Annotated in this window: 16 protein-coding genes; 7 read left to right on the plus strand and 9 right to left on the minus strand. The window is 63.1% G+C overall.

What is annotated here, in order from left to right; genetic code table 11:
- From B2V90_RS16545 to ptsP, 6 genes are all read right to left on the minus strand, one after another.
- Positions 1-763 (minus strand): ATP-dependent metallopeptidase FtsH/Yme1/Tma family protein (locus B2V90_RS16545; RefSeq protein ID WP_293922367.1); only part of this gene is annotated, 763 nt, incomplete at its 3' end.
- Between the two features lie 99 nt (positions 764-862).
- Complete coding sequence (locus B2V90_RS16550; RefSeq protein WP_009822345.1) at positions 863-1,054, minus strand: hypothetical protein; 192 nt, start codon at positions 1,052-1,054, stop codon at positions 863-865.
- 123 nt (positions 1,055-1,177) lie between these two features.
- Complete coding sequence (tilS, locus tag B2V90_RS16555) at positions 1,178-2,122, minus strand: tRNA lysidine(34) synthetase TilS (RefSeq protein ID WP_228220787.1); 945 nt, start codon at positions 2,120-2,122, stop codon at positions 1,178-1,180.
- Positions 2,113-3,045, minus strand: a complete 933-nt coding sequence (locus B2V90_RS16560; protein ID WP_228220786.1) for a hypothetical protein — start codon at positions 3,043-3,045, stop codon at positions 2,113-2,115. The genes tilS and B2V90_RS16560 overlap by 10 nt, the downstream gene beginning before the upstream one ends.
- Before the next feature lie 158 nt (positions 3,046-3,203).
- A complete protein-coding gene (locus tag B2V90_RS16565; protein ID WP_228220785.1) occupies positions 3,204-4,055 on the minus strand; it encodes a helix-turn-helix domain-containing protein in 852 nt (283 codons plus the stop codon).
- A 73-nt stretch (positions 4,056-4,128) separates the two neighbouring features.
- Entirely contained in the window at positions 4,129-6,405 is a 2,277-nt protein-coding gene (ptsP, locus tag B2V90_RS16570; RefSeq protein WP_009822349.1) for a phosphoenolpyruvate--protein phosphotransferase, read from the minus strand.
- A gap of 169 nt (positions 6,406-6,574) precedes the next feature.
- Between ptsP and B2V90_RS16575 the strand changes: the two genes are divergently transcribed.
- Positions 6,575-7,735, plus strand: coding sequence for a pyridoxal phosphate-dependent aminotransferase (locus B2V90_RS16575; protein WP_228220784.1), 1,161 nt, complete (start codon positions 6,575-6,577; stop codon positions 7,733-7,735).
- Between the two features lie 118 nt (positions 7,736-7,853).
- On the plus strand, positions 7,854-9,020 hold the full coding sequence (locus tag B2V90_RS16580; protein WP_228220783.1) for a pyridoxal phosphate-dependent aminotransferase: 1,167 nt from the start codon (positions 7,854-7,856) through the stop codon (positions 9,018-9,020).
- A gap of 103 nt (positions 9,021-9,123) precedes the next feature.
- On the opposite strand, the gene B2V90_RS16585 is transcribed toward B2V90_RS16580, so the two are convergent.
- Together B2V90_RS16585 and B2V90_RS16590 are read right to left on the minus strand one after the other, a co-directional pair.
- Positions 9,124-9,717: a DJ-1/PfpI family protein gene (locus B2V90_RS16585; RefSeq protein ID WP_228220782.1), complete on the minus strand. Its 594-nt coding sequence runs from the start codon at positions 9,715-9,717 to the stop codon at positions 9,124-9,126.
- A gap of 80 nt (positions 9,718-9,797) precedes the next feature.
- The gene (locus B2V90_RS16590; protein ID WP_228220781.1) at positions 9,798-10,553 is read right to left on the minus strand and encodes a hypothetical protein; all 756 of its coding nucleotides are present in this window, start codon (positions 10,551-10,553) and stop codon (positions 9,798-9,800) included.
- Positions 10,554-10,712: 159 nt separating this feature from the next.
- Here B2V90_RS16590 and B2V90_RS16595 point away from each other — a divergent pair, with 159 nt between their 5' ends.
- The 3 genes from B2V90_RS16595 to metK are packed head-to-tail and all read left to right on the plus strand — an operon-like array spanning position 10,713 to position 14,170.
- Positions 10,713-11,348, plus strand: a complete 636-nt coding sequence (locus B2V90_RS16595; RefSeq protein ID WP_228220780.1) for a YqaA family protein — start codon at positions 10,713-10,715, stop codon at positions 11,346-11,348.
- Entirely contained in the window at positions 11,315-12,904 is a 1,590-nt protein-coding gene (gene lnt, locus B2V90_RS16600; RefSeq protein WP_228220779.1) for an apolipoprotein N-acyltransferase, read from the plus strand. Before B2V90_RS16595 ends, lnt begins: the two co-directional genes overlap by 34 nt.
- 60 nt (positions 12,905-12,964) lie before the next feature.
- On the plus strand, positions 12,965-14,170 hold the full coding sequence (gene metK, locus B2V90_RS16605; RefSeq protein WP_228220778.1) for a methionine adenosyltransferase: 1,206 nt from the start codon (positions 12,965-12,967) through the stop codon (positions 14,168-14,170).
- Between the two features lie 62 nt (positions 14,171-14,232).
- Here the strand turns inward: metK and B2V90_RS16610 are convergent, their stop codons facing one another.
- The gene (locus B2V90_RS16610) at positions 14,233-16,269 is read right to left on the minus strand and encodes a putative bifunctional diguanylate cyclase/phosphodiesterase (RefSeq protein ID WP_228220777.1); all 2,037 of its coding nucleotides are present in this window, start codon (positions 16,267-16,269) and stop codon (positions 14,233-14,235) included.
- 93 nt (positions 16,270-16,362) lie between these two features.
- On the opposite strand from B2V90_RS16610, the gene moaA reads away from it, so the two are divergent.
- Entirely contained in the window at positions 16,363-17,373 is a 1,011-nt protein-coding gene (moaA, locus tag B2V90_RS16615) for a GTP 3',8-cyclase MoaA (protein ID WP_228220776.1), read from the plus strand.
- Positions 17,370-18,146, plus strand: coding sequence for an NAD kinase (locus tag B2V90_RS16620; protein ID WP_009822359.1), 777 nt, complete (start codon positions 17,370-17,372; stop codon positions 18,144-18,146). The genes moaA and B2V90_RS16620 overlap by 4 nt, the downstream gene beginning before the upstream one ends.
- The last annotated feature ends 103 nt before the right edge of the window (positions 18,147-18,249 follow it).

An 18,249-nucleotide genomic window follows, 5' to 3' on the forward strand; every position in this document is an offset into this window, starting at 1 on the left:
TCTTCGCCTGCTCGAACATGTCACGTACGCGGCTGGCGCCAACGCCGACGAACATTTCGACAAAGTCCGAACCTGAAATGGTGAAGAAGGGAACGCCCGCCTCGCCAGCGATCGCGCGTGCCAGCAAGGTCTTGCCCGTGCCTGGTGAACCAACGAGCAAGGCGCCCTTGGGAATCTTGCCGCCCAGACGCGCAAATTTGCTTGGGTCCTTCAGAAACTCGACGATCTCCTGAAGTTCCTCACGCGCCTCGTCTATCCCAGCGACGTCGTCAAACGTCACCTTGCCGTGCTTTTCGGTCAGCAGCTTGGCCTTGGATTTGCCAAAGCCCATCGCCCCGCCAGCACCACCGCCTTTCTGCATCTGACGCAGGACAAAGAACGCGATGCCCAGAATCAGCAGGAATGGAAGCGACTGATAGATGAGGATCATCCAGAAGCTGGGCTGTTCCTCCGCCTGCCCCGAATATTTGACATTAAAGTCGTCCAGCATCTTAGGCAAGCCCGGATCATTGACCGGAACGGTGCTGAACTTCTGCCCGCTCGACAATGTGCCAGTGATGCGGTCAGGCGCGATGGCCACGTCCTTGACCTGCCCTTCCTGCACTTTGGACCGGAATTCGGAATAGGCGATGCCGGTGCCCGCCGTCGTGGCGGTGCGGCTGTCGAACAGTGAAACGAACAGCAACAGGGCAACGATCACGCCTGCCCAAATCATCGCGCTCTTGATCCAGGGATTGCCCTGCGGGTCTTTCTCGTCGTTCATCATCACTCTCTTTCACCCGCCAAGATAGGGCACGCCCGCAAAAGCGCAAGCACAGCGCACGCCCGTGTGCGACAGGGATTTACCAGGGCGGGTCGACGGTCAAACGAGCCCAGCGATGGTCAGCGCGAGATAGCCGAGCGCTAAAGCTAAACCCGCTGACAGGCCGCAGAGCAGATATCCGATGTAGAGCAGCAGCGGCGGATGGGGCCGCGCCAGATTTCGATTGCGCTGGGCAGCCGAGAGGATGACGCTCGCCAACAGGCCATAGGATAGGGCCGCAAATTCAAACATGCATGATAGTCCTGCCAGAAAGCCTGCTCGATAGCATAGCGATGGTTAACCGACTGCCATTCTGCGGAAAAAATCGGCGAAGCGTTAGGCAGGCGCGCTATCCTGTGGAACCTTTTTGCGCCGTCAATTGCGCGGAGGAGCGGGCCATAATGTCCAGATGGCTCCCCCTTTCAGCAGCCAGTCGCCCAGGCTGGCCTGATGCCCTGTTGCCGCTGCCTGCAGGGCGCGATCGAGGCTTTCGCCGCGCGGCGGCTTCGAGCCGGCCAGCATCAGCATGTGCAGGACCAGGCGGCGAAGATATTCGCGCGGAAAGTCGGTGCGCACGAGCCTCCATCCGTCACCATCCGCGCGAATATATTGATCGGCCAGTTGGGTGACGCTCCACAGGATCGCCGCCTCTGCATCCGCCAGGGCTGCCGCACTGCGCGTAGCGGCCTGTGCATCCAACCATGTCGCGCCGGATAGCGCCATGCGCAGGGCGGCCCGATCGAAACGCCTGTCACGGTTTGATGGGTCCTGCACATAAGGCAGGCCTTCGCGATCGACAAACGCCTGCAACATGGCCTTGCGTTCCCCGAGCAACGGCCGGATCACGCGCCCCGAAACAGCGCGCACCCCCGCAAGTCCTCCGATACCCGATCCCCGGTTGAGGCGCATCACCAGCGTTTCGAGTTGGTCGTCTGCGTGGTGGGCGGTCATGATCCAGTCAATGGCGTGAGACGCGCGCCAGGCCTCCATCAATCGGTAGCGCGTGGTCCGCGCCCACGCCTGTACATTACCTGTCACTATAGAATCTGCGGTCAGTGTTACATGCTCGATGCCATGCGCGACACACCATCGCGCCACCAACGCTGCCTCGTCAGCGGATTCCCGCCGCAAGCCATGATCAACCGTCACCGCGGCTACGCGCCCCGGGAAGGCGGATGCGGCGAGGCAAAGCAAAGCCATGCTGTCCGGCCCGCCGGAAACGGCTATGCCAAAGCGGATCGCCGGATCATCGCCGACCAGCGCGGAAGTCGCATCGACCAGCCGCGTCTGAAACGCGGCACTGTCGCCTGTCAGTTGCACTTCGCCTGAGCGCGCCCCTTGTCCATCATCGTGCGCAGGCCCGATGACAGGCTGGTTCCATAGACCTGATCCAATTCCTGATAGACTTTGCAGGCGTCCGCCGGCTTTTTCAGCTGAATGAGGGCTTCGCCCAGATAGGCCAGGCTATCTGCGGCGCGATCGCCGCGGGGGCGCTTCTGGTAATTTTCGTAGAAGGCAACGGAGGCGAGCGCTGGCTTGCCGTCATCCAGATAGGCGCGGCCAAGCAAATTCTGCGCGCGGCTGGCGACCGAGTTGTCCCCATATTTGTCGACAGTGGCTTTCAACTGCGCCTGCGCCTCCGGATAGAATTTGGCGTCCCACAAGCGAAAACCATATGTGTAAGCGTCATTGGCTTCGTCGCCGCTATTGGGCCGCTCGATCGCCGCGACTGCCGTCTTGCGCGCCTCGCTGGCACCGGCCGGCGCTGAGGGTTTGGCGGCGGCAGGCTTGGCTGGCGTTGGTTCAGCGGGCGCTGGCGCAGCGCTCGCGTTGGATGATGCCGTTGGCGTCATTGCGGGAGGCGCCGCAGCGGGTGCCATGCGCGCATCGGTCTCAGCCTTGTATTTCGTGAACGATTCTTCGAGCTGGCGCAGCTTGTAGCTGTTTTCCTCCACCTGGCCCGTGATCGAAGCCAATTGCGATTCCAACGCGCTCACGCGCGCGGTCAGATCAGCGATCGGGGACGATGCGGGCGTACCGGGCGAAGGCTGTGGTGCCGCCGGCCGCGTGATGTCCGCCTCAATCGGCGTGCCGGCAGGAAATACCTTGCGTTGCACCGCGCGCATTTCCTTTTCCAGCCGGTCCACACGCCCCTCGACGCTGGTCTGTGCCACGACCGGCGAGGCAAGGGCGATCATCGCGCTTCCGATGAAGGCTGTTGACGCGAAAAAGGCGTGACGCATGACGTTCCCCGACTGCTGCGACCCGGCACGGACATATCCTTGTGGCCGGTGAACGCATGACTTCCAAGCTGCAACGCCCAACTCCCCGCTGAGGTGAACGCCTGCACTCTTAACCATAAAGCCTAATTGCCTGCCGTAAAGCAGGACCTTCTGTCTTGTCAGTTCGCAGATGCTGCCGGCACGGCCTGCCCGCCTGCCGGCGTACCCGATTGCTGCCCGGCTGGCGCAGCGCGTGCCAGCAGCGCTTCAGCGTTCACCGGGACATCTGCAATGGTGCGATCCGCAGCACCCAGGGGCGGCACCGGCTTTCCGCCTACCGTGACGCTCAGGGCCTGAGGGCGTCCAGTCAAAATCGTGGGATTGCGCGAGCCAGCAGGAAGAGTGAAGCTTTCGCCCTTCTTCATCGTCCCGTCCTTCAGGCGCTCGCCCGCTTCGTCCACGATCCGCAACCAGACATCATCGACCGCCGTGAAGACGACGGTTTGCGGCACCTGGCGAATGGGCGCGACGGCACTGCCCGCCGGAGGCGCCGAGGGTCGGGCCGGCGCATTGGCGGCAATATCCTCGCTGGTCGGCGGCGTGAACAATTGCGTGCGCCAGATGATATAACCGCTGATGAGCAGCAGGACGACCGCCGCCAGCGTCCAGGCCAGCGTGCGCGACGGCACCCGCGCAGGATCGGCGGGTTCAAATGCCTCGTAGCGGTTAGCACCCAGATCAGAACCGTGGACGCCTTCCCGCACCTCAGCGGCGATGGCCACTTCGTCCACATCGACAGCGCGCGCATAGGCCCGGGCAAAACCGACTGCGTAAGGGATGCCCGGCAGCGCGCCATAATCGTCGCGCTCGACCGCCTCAAGTTGCCGCAATGCAATGCGCGTGCGCGTGGCCACGTCCTGAAGCGACAGCCCCTGCGCCTCTCGCGCGGCGCGCAGCTTCGCGCCGGGCGTCTTGGGCTGCGTGTCTTCCACCGGCGTCGCGCCGGGTTCGATGTCTGGTTCTTCTGCCATGTTGCTCCGCGACCTGTGATGGTCGGCCTTGTCTCATTGCGGGACGGGCGTTGTCAACGCCGGTCCCGCCGTTTCAGGTCAGTTCCACGTCACGGTCGGACGCCCATTGCGTCAACCGTTCGCGTATGTCCGGCGCGCCGCTATCAAGCCATTCACGCATCGTCGATTGCAGCTGCGTGGCATCGATAGCACGGATCATCGCCTTGACCGGGCCAACCGATGCCGGCGTGATCGACAGACGCCGGATGCCAAGGCCGATCAGCGCCATCGCCTCCAGCGTTCGCCCGCCCATTTCGCCGCATACGCCGACCGGCACCTGATGCGCCACGCAGGCGCGAACGACCCTGTCCAGAAATCGCAGGATCGCGATACTGAGCCAGTCATAGCGTTCCGCCAGCTTTGGGTGGGCACGGTCCGCGGCAAACAGGAACTGGGTCAGGTCATTGGTGCCGATCGACAGGAAATCGACGCGCGGCAGCAGCAGGTCGAGCACTTCGGCCAGTGCCGGCACTTCGAGCATCGCGCCATATTTGACTGCAATCGGCAGCTTTTTCCGATGACCTTGCAGCCATTCGCGCTGATGCTCCACCAGATCGCGCGCCGCCTCATATTCCCAAGGCTCCGACACCATCGGAAACATGATATTGAGCACCTTCCCCGCACTCGCCTCCAGCAACGCGCGCGCCTGCGCCTTCATCAGGCCATCGCGATCCAGCGCAAGGCGCAAGGCGCGCCATCCCATGGCCGGGTTATCCTCCAACTCCTCGTCGCCATCGCGCTGCATATAGGGCAGCGCCTTATCACCGCCGATATCGACCGTGCGAAAAATGACCGGACGATCGCCCGCCGCGTCCAGCACGTCCTTATAAAGCCGCTGCTGCTTTTCGCGCTGCGGCAACGTGGCGGACACCAGGAACTGGAATTCGGTGCGGAACAGGCCGATGCCGTCCGCGCCGACAAGGTCCAGCGCCTGCGCGTCTTCGCGCAGGCCTGCATTGACCATCAATTCGACGCGCTGCCCATCGGTGGTCACGGACGGCAGGTCGCGCATCGCGGCGAATTCCGCGCGACGCTTCTGCGTTACATGCAGCTTGTTCTCGAACGCCTCGTCCATGTCGGGACCAGGGCGGATCAGCACCGTGTTCTCCGCAACGTCCAGCAGAATAAGGTCGCCCTCGTTCAGCTTGTGGCGAACATCCCGCACACGCCCCAGAACGGGCACGCCCATGGCGCGCGCAACGATGGTGACATGGGCGGTCAGCGACCCTTCCTCCAGGATCACGCCCTTCAACCGCCGACGGTCATATTCCAGCAATTCCGCCGGGCCCAGATTGCGGGCGATCAATATGGCGTCCTGACGCAAGCCCAGTTGCGCCGCGGTCCCCAGTTGCCCCGACACGATGCGGAGCAGCCGATTCGCCATATCCTCGAGGTCATGCATGCGATCCTGCAACAGCGGATCGTCAATCTGCCGCATGCGCATGCGGGTACGCTGCTGAACTCGCTCGATCGCCGCCTCGGCCGTCAGGCCGCTGTCGATGGCCTCGTTGATGCGCCGGATCCAGCCTTCGTCATAGGCGAACATCTTGTAGGTTTCGAGCACCTCCTGATGCTCGCCTTCAGTCCCAAATTCGGCCGCGCCGGTCATCCGGTCGATCTGCTCGCGCATCTTGGCGAAGGCGGAAATGACCCGCGCGCGTTCGGCCTCCGTATCTTCCGCGACCGTATGTTCGACATGGATTCGCGGTTGGTGGAACACCGCATGGCCACGCGCCATGCCCATCACCAATTGCAATCCCTGCAAGATGGTGGTGCCCGTTTCCGCGACACGGGCATCGGCCGGACCGTCATCGGCCAGTTCAGCATTGGCGATCAGCTCGGAAAGCACCATTGCGACCGTCTGCAACGCCTCGATCTCGACTTCTTCATACCGGCGCGGCTCCACATGTTGCACGCACAAGACGCCGATCGACCGCTCGCGCCGGACGATCGGTACGCCGGCAAAGCTGTGAAAGCGATCTTCCCCGGTTTCAGGGCGATAGGAAAAGTCGGGATGCGCCGCCGCCTCGTCCAGGTTCAGCGTCTCGACATTGGTGGCAATGAGGCCCACCAGCCCCTCCCCCATCGCCATCCGCGTGACATGGACCGCTTCCTGTTTCAGGCCGCGTGTGGCAAACAGTTCCAGCACGCCTTCACGCACCAGATAAATCGAACAGACCTCGCTTGAGAGCGACTGGCCGATGATCTCCACGACCTTGTTGAGCTTGGCCTGGGCGCTGTTGCGCGACGCCATCACCTCCTGCAGCAGGACAAGGATCTGGCGGGCGGCTGCGGCGGGCGTCGTTGGCATGGACAAGCGCTAACAGATTGACTGGAAGAGTGCCAAGATTCGTGCATCCAAAGGACGGCTAAAAATCGTCTCAACAAGACAGTCCGCCATTCACATGGCGGAAACAATCGATAGGTTCGTCCAAAGGAGGGACGGCCTTTCCACGCACGGCCCGCAGGGAGACAGGACCATGGCGACCCAACCAGATATGACGCATTTCGAACAGGATCTCATCGACCGCGGCTATTCGCGCCGCCAACTGGCCAAGGCGGCGGCGCTGCTCGGCGCTGCGACCGCAACTTTGCGCGTTACCGGCGCGGCCGCCCAGCAGGCGGCCAAGCCGGTCGAGGGCGCCGTGCGCATTGGCGCCAATGAATGCTGGACCGGCCCTTTCCCCGTCGCGGCGGAAGCCGCGTACAAGCTGGTCAATGAAGGCAATCGGTACGAACCGGACAGCGAGCATCAGAAATTGTTCGCGGCGGTGTCCGCAGTCGAAGGTATTCCGGTCGACCATGTCACCGCCTGGCCCGGATCGTCCGATCCGCTGAGCCGCGTGGCAGTCGCCTACGCCTCGCCCGCGCGCGGCATCGTGACGGCCGATCCGACCTATGAAGCGATCTGGCGCACCGGCGACTGGCTGGGCGCCAAGGTCACGAAGGTTCCGCTGACGAGCGATTATCGCCATGACGTCAAGGCGATGCTGGCGGCCGATCCCAATGCCGGGGTCTATTATATCTGTTCGCCCAACAACCCCACGGGCACCGTAACGCCACTGGCCGACATCGAATGGCTGGCCAATAACAAGCCCAAGGATTCGATCCTGGTCGTCGATGAAGCCTATATCCACTGGTTCGATGGACCCAATGCCGCCAAGCTGGCGGCATCACGGGACGACGTACTGATCTTGCGCACCTTTTCCAAATTGTTCGGGATGGCGGGCATGCGGCTCGGCCTGACCTTCGCCAGCCCCGCATTGATGCAAAAGATGATGCGGTATGATGGCGGGCAGGTGACGGCAATGCTGCCGATGACAGCGGTCGCCGCCGGCACCGTTTCAGTAGCCCAGGCCGACCTCATCAAGGCGCGTCGGGCGGAAATGATCGCTGCCCGTGACAAGGCGGTCAGTCACCTGAAATCCAAGGGGATCAAAGTCATTCCGGGCAGTCAGGCGAATATGTTCATGGTCGATTGGGGCAAGCCGGCCAAGGAAATGCAGGCCGCCATCCTGGCTGAAAAGGTTCAGATCGGACGCAACTGGCCGATCTGGCCCAATGTCTCGCGCGTCTCTGTCGGATCGATGGAGGAAATGGACGCTTTCAACGCGGCCGTAGACAAGGTCTGGACGGCGTAAGACGCGGCGTCCCATACGCGCAAAATAATATCATGATCAGGCGGCGGCACATTGCGGAAATGTGCCGCCGCTTCGTCTTTCGTCTGTGTGTGCTTCTTGCAGAACGGGGACGGACGATATGACCATGATGCTGAACAAGGATGCCAGGGAAGACCTGATGGAACGCGGTTATTCACGCCGCCAGATCGCGGAAGTTGCCGCGTTGGTGGGAGCGGGCGTCGCAGCCAGTTCACTGCTGGGCGGAGCGGCCCAGGCGCAGCAGCAGGCCGCGCGTGGCGTCGCCGGGGCCGTGCGCATTGGCTCCAACGAATGCTGGACCGGCCCCTTCCCTTCAGGCGTCGACGCCGCGGCGAAGGCCGCTGCGCTCGGCAACTGGTATGATCCCGACAATTATCGCGGCGACCTGGTCAAGACCGTCGCCTCGGTCGAGGGCATTCCCGAAAGCCATGTGATGCTCTGGCCCGGTTCGGGCGGTCCGCTGGTCAGCACGGTCGCCGCCTTCTGCTCGCCCACCAAGGGGCTGGTGACTGCCGATCCCACGTTCGAATCTGCATGGCGCACCGCCGACTATCTCAAGGCACCGATCGCGAAGGCGCCCCAAGCGCCGGGCGCGGGCCATGACGTCAAGGCGATGCTGGCAGCCAATCCGAATGCAGGTCTCTATTATATCTGCACGCCCAACAATCCGACCGGCACGGTGACGCCGCTCGCGGACATCGAATGGCTGCTTGCCAACAAGCCCAAGGATTCGGTCCTGCTGGTGGACGAAGCCTATATCCATTTCTCCGAAGCGCCGAGCGCGGCAAAGCTGGTGGCGGGGCGCAAGGATTTGGTCGTCATGCGCACCTTCTCCAAGCTATTCGGCATGGCGGGCGTGCGCTTGGGCCTGACCTTCGCTGATCCCGAACTGCAGAAGCGGATCATGCTGTTCGGCCCGACGGCGGGCGGCCTGTCCATCACCGCCATGGCGTGCGGCAATGCGGTTTACCCCGAAGCGGCGCTGATCAAGGCCCGCCGCGAGGAAATGATCGCCAACCGCGAAGAAACCATCGCGTGGCTGACCAAGAAGGGCATCGATGTACAGACGGGCAGCCAGGCCAACATGTTCATGATGGACTGGAAAAAGCCCGCCAAGGAGATGCAGGCTGCGATGCTCGCCACGCCCGAAAAGGTGCAGATCGGTCGCAACTGGCCCATCTGGCCCACCGTCTCGCGCGTTACCGTAGGTTCGGCCGAAGACATGGCGAAGTTCCGCGCCGCTGTGGAAAAGGTCTACACCGCTTGACCTGATATTCTGATCCCAAAGCGAAGGGCGTCTGGCTTGCCGGACGCCCTTTTGATGACGGGAACGCCCAAGGCGACCCTTTCCATCTCCTAGTGGCGTCAAATCAAGCCAGGAAGGGCGACACCACGCCCATCACGCGCTCAACCGTCGCCTCTTTCTCGCCCACCGGCGCCACATAATCGATCACCGACCGCGCCTGGGCCTCCCCCGCCCCGTGCGCGATCATCCAGGCGGCAAGATAATAGGCCGCCATGCATCCACCCGCCGTGGCGACATTGGCGGAGGCGTGAAAGGGCGCCTCAATCACGCTCGCGCCACCGGCCTCTATCCATGGACGGGTCGTGACGTCAGTGCAGACCGGCCCATCGCCCAGCAGGCCAAGCGCTGCCAGAAGCAGCGCGCCGGAACATTGCGCACCGATCAATTGCCGTGCAGGGTCAAGCCGCAGCCGCGCCATCAGCGCCGTATCCGCCGCAATCTGGCGCGTCCGCACGCCGCTTCCTACGACGATGGCATCCATATCCGGCAGTTCGTTCAGCCTCGCTCCGGCCGTCACCGTAACGCCGCCCATCGACGTGACCGTGGCGTTCGGCGCACAGATGGTCGCGCGCCAGCCATGCACGCGGTTCAACAGCGACAACGCGACGAAACTGTCCAGTTCGTTGAACCCGTCAAAAGTCAGGATCGCTATTTGCATGAATTTGCCTCCCGTTCTTGACGGGGGGTCTAGACCCCGAGACGATATTTGCGCGCGGGCCGCCCCGGCAGTAATGGCCTCTAGCCGCCGGCGGGCGCGGTGCGCCGGCTATAGTCGATGCGGATGCGGACCCAACTGCCCACCATCACCTTACCATTGACACGCGGCGGCAGGACCAGAAACTGCCAGGCCGCCAGGCGCACCGCGCGACCGAAGCCCGACCCCATGGGGGACTCCCCCATCACCTGACAATTTTCGACATGATAATGGTCGATGGTCTTGCACGCCACCAGCCCCCAGCCATTGGCCGGCGCATCATTGGGCAGATAGGGCGACAATTCCGCATGGGTCGGCCGCCGATACCATTCCGCCTCGAACAGTTGAACCCCGCCAGGACCTTCGCCCGGCCCGGCGACGGCCGCGCTGTCTCCCTGTCCTGCCGCGCCTTCGCCCGGCGCACGCGAAGGCATCTTGCCAATGTCGGCCGACGCCATCTGCTCGCGATTGAGCGTCAGGAACGGAAAAGGGGATGGTGGCTGCTCGGCCGGCTTTTCGACCTTGACCGGCGGTCGAACGACAGGCTCCTCTGCCTTCTGCGGCTCAGCCTTGCTTTTTTCCTTCCGCTCGGCCTTCTCCGCCTTGGCTTCTTCCTTGGCAGCTTTTGGGCCTGCTTCCGTTTCGAAAGTGACCGGCAGGCGCGGGTCCATCTTGGGTGGCTGAAAAGACGGCGAGAGGGTGAAGAGCGCCAGCAACAGCAGCAGATTGAGCACCAGCGCGAACGTCACGCCGCCCGCCCGTTGCCGCACCTTGTCCCAGGGAATCGAAGAGATATTCAAGCGTGCGGACCAAACAGACGACAAGGGAAGCCGGTCTTGCCCAGACGGCGCGGCGGCGTCAACGCCGTCTGACGTCACGGCCGACCAGTCGGTTACACAACATGACGAAGCTGGCAAAACCACTGGCAGCGCGCCGGCTTCTCGGCTAGGTGGCCCGCGATGCTCAACAGGCTCTATCAATGGACGCTGGCGAAAGCCGCGCACCGCCATGCCGAACGCTGGCTCTTCGCCGTGAGCTTCATGGAATCCAGCTTTTTCCCTATCCCGCCGCACCCTTTGCTCGGCCTCATGTGCCTGGCCCGGCCGGAACGCGCGATCCGGTTCGGGCTGATCTGCACCATCGCGTCGGTGCTGGGCGGGCTGTTCGGCTATGCGATCGGCTATTTCCTCTACGAAGCGATCGGCACCCAGATACTCGACGCCCTGGGCCTGGCGGAAAAATTCCCGGTCGCAGCCTGCTATTTGCGGGACTATGGCGCGGAGATCATCCTGATCAAGGGCGCGACGCCCATCCCCTTCAAGCTGATCACCATCACCGCCGGTTTTATCGGTCTGCCTCTCTTCACCTTCCTCTGGGCCAGTATCCTGAGCCGCGGTTTTCAGTTCATGCTGGTCGGCATCCTGTTTTGGAAATTCGGTCGCCCCATCAAGGCATTCATCGAAAAATATCTGGCGCTACTTTCCGCCGCCTTCCTGATCCTGATCGTTGCCGGATTCCTGGCGGTGTCCGCCCTCTCGGGAACGCAAGGCAAGAGCGACGCATGCTCCAGCGCGACGATGGACAGGGTCCGCTGATCGCCATGATCCAGGCCGCCTTTGACCGTCATCCAAAGGTTGCAGCGCTGCTGGCAGGGCTCTTGTCCGCCACCGGGTTCGCCCCGCTCAGCCTCTGGCCGGTGACGCTGGTGTGTCTGGCTGCGCTCATCATCCTGATCGCCAAAGCCTCCGACCGCCGCACCGCCTTCCTGCGCGGCTGGCTGTTCGGCGTGGGGCATTTCACGCTTGGCCTCAACTGGATCGCGCACGCCTTCACCTTCCAGGATGCCATGCCGCACTGGTTCGGTTATGGCGCCGTGATCCTTCTTTCGCTGTATCTGGCAGTCTATCCGGGGCTGGCGACGTTGGGCACTTGGTGGATGACGCATCGCTTCGCGCTGTCCCCGACAGCCTCGCTCTTCATGCTTGCGGCCTGCTGGATCGTCACGGAATTTCTGCGTGCGACGCTGTTTACCGGGTTTGCCTGGAATCCGCTTGGCGTCATCCTGTTGCCAACGGGCGCCGCCATTTCGGCAACCGTGATCGGCACCTATGGGCTTGGCGCGCTGGTGATATTGGCCGCAGGCGCGTTGATGTTCGCCGTTCATGGTCAGGCACGGCTGGGCGGCGTGATTGCAGCACCGATCGTCCTGTTGGCCCTAATCGGCTGGATCACCCCTGCCCCACTGACACCCGCTGGCGCGCCGCGCGTGCGCGTGGTCCAGCCCAATATCGGCCAGGAAGAGAAATATTCGGTCGAGGCCGAATATCGCAACTTCGAGAAGCTGCGTATCTTGTCCGGCGCGCCGCGCCCGGCACCCCGCCTCATCTTCTGGCCCGAAGCCGCCATACCCGCCTATCTCGACATGGAACCCGACTGGCGTGCGCGGCTCGCAGGCCTGTTGGGACCGGGCGATCTGCTCCTGACCGGCGGGGACAAGGTCTATTTCAAGACGGTCGATCAGAATGGCGTTCCCGTCAGCGAACTGGCCGGTGCCAACAACAGTGTGTGGATCGTGACGCCGCAAGCGACGATCGCCGGCCGCTATTCCAAGGCGCATCTGGTTCCCTATGGGGAATATCTGCCGATGCGGCACATATTGGAGCCCATCGGCCTGTCACGCCTGGTGCCTGGCGACGCGGACTTCTGGCCAGGGCCCGGCCCACAAAGTCTGACCTTGCCCGCGACGCTTGGACGGCCATCGCTGAAAATGGGCGTCCAGATCTGCTACGAAATCATCTTTTCGGGTCAGGTAATCGACCGGGACGACCGTCCCGCATTCCTGTTCAACCCGTCCAACGATGCCTGGTTCGGCAGTTGGGGACCGGTCCAGCACCTCGCCCAGGCGCGTTTGCGTGCACTGGAGGAAGGGATGCCCATCATCCGATCAACGCCTACCGGCGTGTCGGCCATCATCGATGCCCGTGGCCAAATCGTCCGCTCCATCGCCCCAAATCGCGCGGGCTATCTGGATAGCGGCCTTCCGCCGGCGCTGGCGCCCACGCCATTTTCGCGCTTCGGCAACTTTCTTCCTGCCTTGTTCACTCTGGGCTTATTGGGTGCCGCCGTTGCAACGCGACGACGCAGCCGCTAAGGCACCCGCTGCACATAAAGATTTCTTTATACGCAGACACAGCATCAGACTGGAGCAACCATGCGTTCAAACTACCTCTTCACGTCCGAATCCGTATCCGAAGGTCATCCCGACAAGGTCGCCGACCAGATTTCCGACGCGATCGTCGACCTGTTCCTGTCCAAAGACCCCGAAGCGCGCATTGCCTGCGAAACGCTCACGACGACACAGCTTGTTGTTCTGGCCGGCGAAATCCGCTGCAAGGGCGTCTATGAAAACGGCGCCTGGGCGCCTGGCGCGCAGGAAGAAATTGAACGCACCGTTCGCGAAACGGTGAAGCGGATCGGTTATGAACAGGATGGTTTCCATTGGGAAACTCTGCGCTTTGAAAATAACCTCCACGCTCAGTCCGCGCACATCGCGCAGGGCGTGGATGCAAGCGGCAACAAGGACGAAGGCGCTGGCGATCAAGGTATCATGTTCGGATACGCCGCCAACGACACGCCCGACCTGATGCCTGCCACCCTTTATTACAGCCACAAGATTCTGGAAACCATGGCGGCCGACCGCCACTCCGGGGCAGCCCCCTTCCTGGAACCAGACGCCAAGAGCCAGGTCACGCTGCGGTACGAAGGCAGCAAGCCGGTCGCCTGCACCGCGATCGTGGTATCGACCCAGCATGCCAAGGGCTATGATCAGGGTGATAAGGAGGCTGAACTCAAGGCCTATGTGAAGGACGTGGTGGCCAAGGTCATTCCCGCCGATCTGCTTTCGGACGAAACCGTCTACCACATCAACCCGACTGGCAGCTTCGAAATTGGCGGGCCGGATGGCGACGCGGGCCTTACCGGTCGCAAGATCATCGTCGACACCTATGGCGGCGCGTCACCCCATGGCGGCGGCGCCTTCAGCGGCAAGGACCCGACCAAGGTCGACCGGTCTGCGGCCTATATCACGCGCTATCTCGCCAAGAATGTCGTGGCCGCAGGTCTTGCCCAGCGTTGCACAATCCAGATTGCCTATGCGATCGGCGTCGCCGAACCGCTGTCCCTCTATGTCGACACACATGGCACCGGCACGGTGGGCGACGACAGGATCGAGGACGCAATCAAGTCGCTCAAGGAACTGGGCGGCCTGACCCCGCGCGGCATTCGCACGCATCTGGGCCTTAACAAGCCGATCTATCAGCCGACGGCTGCTTATGGCCATTTCGGGCGCAAGCCTGAGGGCGATTTTTTCCCTTGGGAAAAGACCGATCTGGTCGAAAAACTGAAGGCCGCGCTGTAAGCCGGACTTTCGTCTACAAGACAAAACTGGAAAAGGCGCAGGAGCGATCCCGCGCCTTTTCCTTATGCGAGAACCAGCGCCACCAGTTCGGCCGAAGATATGCCTGCCGACCGCAAGAACCCCTGGTAATAATCGCACCCCTCGCGCGCCAGCAGGTCCAACTGCTCTTCGGTTTCGACACCTTCGGCGATGACCTTGAGCCCCAAGGACTTGGCCATGTGGATGATGCCCCGCACGATGATCCTGTCTCGCGCGGTGCCGGCAATATCCTGCGCCAGACCACTGTCGATCTTGAGATAATCCAGCGGCAGGGATTTCAAATAGGCCAGACTGGAATAGCCGGTGCCGAAATCGTCGATCGCCACCGCCAGCCCTTCGGTGCGTAGAGCGCGCAGCAGCGCGGCGGCGGCATCAACGTCGTGGATCAGCCCGCTTTCAGTGATTTCGACCGTCAGCCGCGCCCGGGGAAACCCGCTCCGGTCGACCATGTCGAGCAAGTCGGGCATGAATTGCGGCTGGGCGATATCTGCGGCGGTGACATTGATCGACAGGCGAAGGCCGGACAAGGCACGCGGCCAGGCCGCCGCCTGCCGCAACGCCTCACCCAATATATGCGCGGACAGCGGCAACATATAATCGGACCGTTCGGCCGTCGCGAACAGGATGCCTGCGCCGAGCGGGCCGTAATGGGGGTGGTTCCAGCGGGCCAGCGCCTCAACCCCGCTGATGACCTCCGAATTCACCGGATATTGCGGCTGGAACACGATACCGATTTCGCCCCGATCCAGCGCAAGACGCAGGTCGGTTTCCAGCCGATCGGGATCGACTTGCCGACTTTGTTTTTCGGCCGACAATATCCTGATGCCTTCACCGCCAGCCTGCCGCGCGTCAGCCAGCGCCATGCCCGCGCGCCGGAGCAAATGGGTCGCATCATCTTCGCTGCGCGCCTGCGCGATACCACACCGCGCGATCAGGCGAATGAGGTGATCGCCCGCGCTGAAGGGCCGCCCGATCGCACCGATCAGTTGGCGCGCCAGAAATGTCGCCCGATCGCCATTCCCCTGCTCGCCTGCAAGGCCGACTAGAAATTCGGTCCCGGCGATCCGCGCCACCATTGCGCCGGGTGCGACATCATCGACCATGCGCTCGATCCGCCGCGCGATCCGGCCGAGCAGTGCGTCGCCCACTACCTGCCCATAGGCCGCGTTCATCCGTTCGAACTGGCTGATCGACAGCAGCAGGATAGTGGTCGGCAACCCGGTCCGTCGGTCCAACCAGTCGAGCGCGGCCTGTCGCGATCGCAGACCGGTAAGATAGTCGCGGCTGCTGCTGTCGCGCTCATGCTGGTCGGACAGCCATTCGACATCGGCCGCGACCTGCCCGTCTTCGATGCGCAGATGGTGGACCAGGCGGTCCCCCGGCCGTTCCGGCAGTCCGTGGGCCAGGGACGCGGGCCGCCCGGTGCGCGCCATAGCGCGCAACGCCGTCAGCACGCCGATGCGCTCGGCCCGCGGCAAATGCCGCACCAGGGCCGCGGGAGCCAATGTCGGCGCATCTAGCGCCAGGTGCCGCGCGAGCGCGTCGCTGACCCGCAACAGTCCATCGCTGCCCAATTGCCAGTAAAGCGCATCCCCCCGCCTTATTCGCTGCGCCCGATGCCGCGCGCCCTGCTCCCCGCCCAGCCGCTCGACCAGACGCTGCGCCGACAGAAGAACCGCGCGCAATCCATCGGGACTAAAGGGCGCCAGCAGGAAATGCGTGGCACCGGCGGCCAGCAGGGCCGGAACCCGGGCCTCCTCGCCGGAATCGAGCAGCACGACCAGCGCGCCGCCGCCCGCCTCCATCGCAGGCACCAAAGGCGTCAGCAACGCGTCGACGTCGGCATCGCTGCGCAGATCGATGAGCGCGACCTGGGCCTCGCTTCGCAGGAAGCGCTGCGGCGCGTCCCGAGCCCGACGTGCGCCGATACTGCGCCACCCAATCGCCCGCGCTGCCTGCGACAGGCCGTCACGGTCGCCCAGTGATAGAATGAACAGGCTATGCTGTGTCGCCGATGTGGCGTCCCCGCCCACTGTCTGTATCTCCCCGACGCCGCGCATCGCGCCGTCCTATCAGCAAGGCGTTACCGACCCGTTTGCGTCACTGCAACCGGGGTGCTTGCACGGGCCATGGCCATCGCCTAGCTATACCCCATGGCCACAGCCACTTCCTCGTCCGCACCATTGATCGACGCTCTGGGCCGCCGGATCAGCTATTTGCGGATTTCGGTGACGGATCGATGTGATTTGCGCTGCCGCTATTGCATGGCCGAACGAATGCAATTCCTGCCCAGGGATCAGGTCTTGAGCCTGGAGGAGATTGCGCTTCTGGCCGATCTCTTCATCGCGCGTGGCATCACGAAAATCCGGCTGACGGGTGGAGAGCCATTGGTCCGGCGCGACATTGGCGAACTGGTGCGGCGGATCGGCCGTCATCTGGGTAGCGGACTGGACGAACTGACCCTCACCACCAACGCGACCCGGCTCGATAGTCATGCGCAGGACCTTTTCGATGCGGGCGTCCGCCGCGTCAATGTCAGCCTCGACAGCCGCGATCCTGCGCGCTTTGCGGACGTGACGCGTGGCGGCGACATCGGCCGCGTGTTCGCGGGATTGGATGCCGCGCGCGCGGCCGGCCTTGCCGTCAAGATCAACATGGTCGCGCTCAAAGGGATCAATGACGACGAAATCCTGCCGATGCTGCGCTGGTGCGACAGCCAGGGTTTCGACCTCAGCCTCATTGAGACCATGCCGCTTGGCGATACGGGCGAAGACCGGACCGATCATTATCTTCCGCTGACCCAGGTGATAGACGATATCGCGGCCGAGCACCCCCTGGCCCCGATCACGCATCGCACAGGCGGCCCTTCGCGCTATCATGCCGTTGACGGCATGCGCGTGCGGCTGGGCCTCATCACCCCCCTCACCCGCAATTTTTGCGCCGATTGCAATCGCATCCGCATGACCTGCGAAGGCAAGATATTCATGTGCCTGGGGCATGAGGATCATGTCGATTTCAAGGCGGCGCTTCGCGAAGGCGGACTGGACGCGGTCCAGCCGCTTGTCGACCGGGCGCTGCGCCTCAAGCCTGCTGCGCATGACTTCCACATCGGTGCAAACGCACCCGCCGCCACCCGTCGTCACATGAGCGTGACCGGCGGATGAGCGTCGATAGCCGGCGCGCTCTGGTCGCGTCTCCTACTCCAGCGGCGCGCGCGGCGGAAGAAAGGCTGCGCGCCGTATATGACTTCGCCCCGATCGAGCAGGCGGACATGGTTGTCGCGCTAGGCGGAGATGGCTTTATGCTTCAGGCCCTGCATGCGATGTTGGAGGCGCGACGCATTCTGCCGATATTCGGCATGAACCTCGGCACCGTGGGCTTCCTCATGAACGAATGGCGGCTCGACGGGCTGGATCAGCGGCTTTCAAAGGCGAAGAGCTTCAAGGTCAATCCGCTGCGCATGACGGTCGACACTGTCGATGGCGAGCAGTTTTCGATTCCCGCCATCAATGAGGTGTCGCTGCTGCGCGAAACGCGCCAGACCGCCAAATTGGAGGTGGAGGTGAATGGCAGGATCGTTCTGCCCGAACTGGTTTGCGACGGTGTGCTGGTAGCGACGCCGGCAGGCTCCACCGCTTATAATCTGTCGGCGCATGGTCCTATCCTGCCGTTGGGATCCGCATTGGTGGCGCTGACGCCGATCAGCCCCTTTCGCCCACGACGCTGGCGCGGCGCGATCCTGCCGGAAGCGACGCGGATCCGTTTTTCCGTCCTCAACCCCGTCAAGCGGCCAGTCAGCGCTGTCGCCGACCAGCGCGAAGTGCGCGACGTCGCGCAGGTGGAAGTCCGCATCGACCGGACCACCCCGCTCACCCTCTTGTTTGATCCTGAGCATACGCTTGACGACCGGATCGCTGCGGAGCAGTTCATCGCCTAGGGCTTCCGGGCAGGATATTTCGACAATTTGACGCTTGCCATTGCGAGAAAGGCGCTGCTATAGGCGCGGCCTGCCCAGCGAAAGCCGGGTTGCTCCCCGATAG

It is taken from the genome of Sphingobium sp. UBA5915 (genome assembly GCF_002431195.1).
In the GTDB taxonomy this organism is placed as follows: Bacteria; Pseudomonadota; Alphaproteobacteria; order Sphingomonadales; family Sphingomonadaceae; genus Sphingobium; species Sphingobium soli.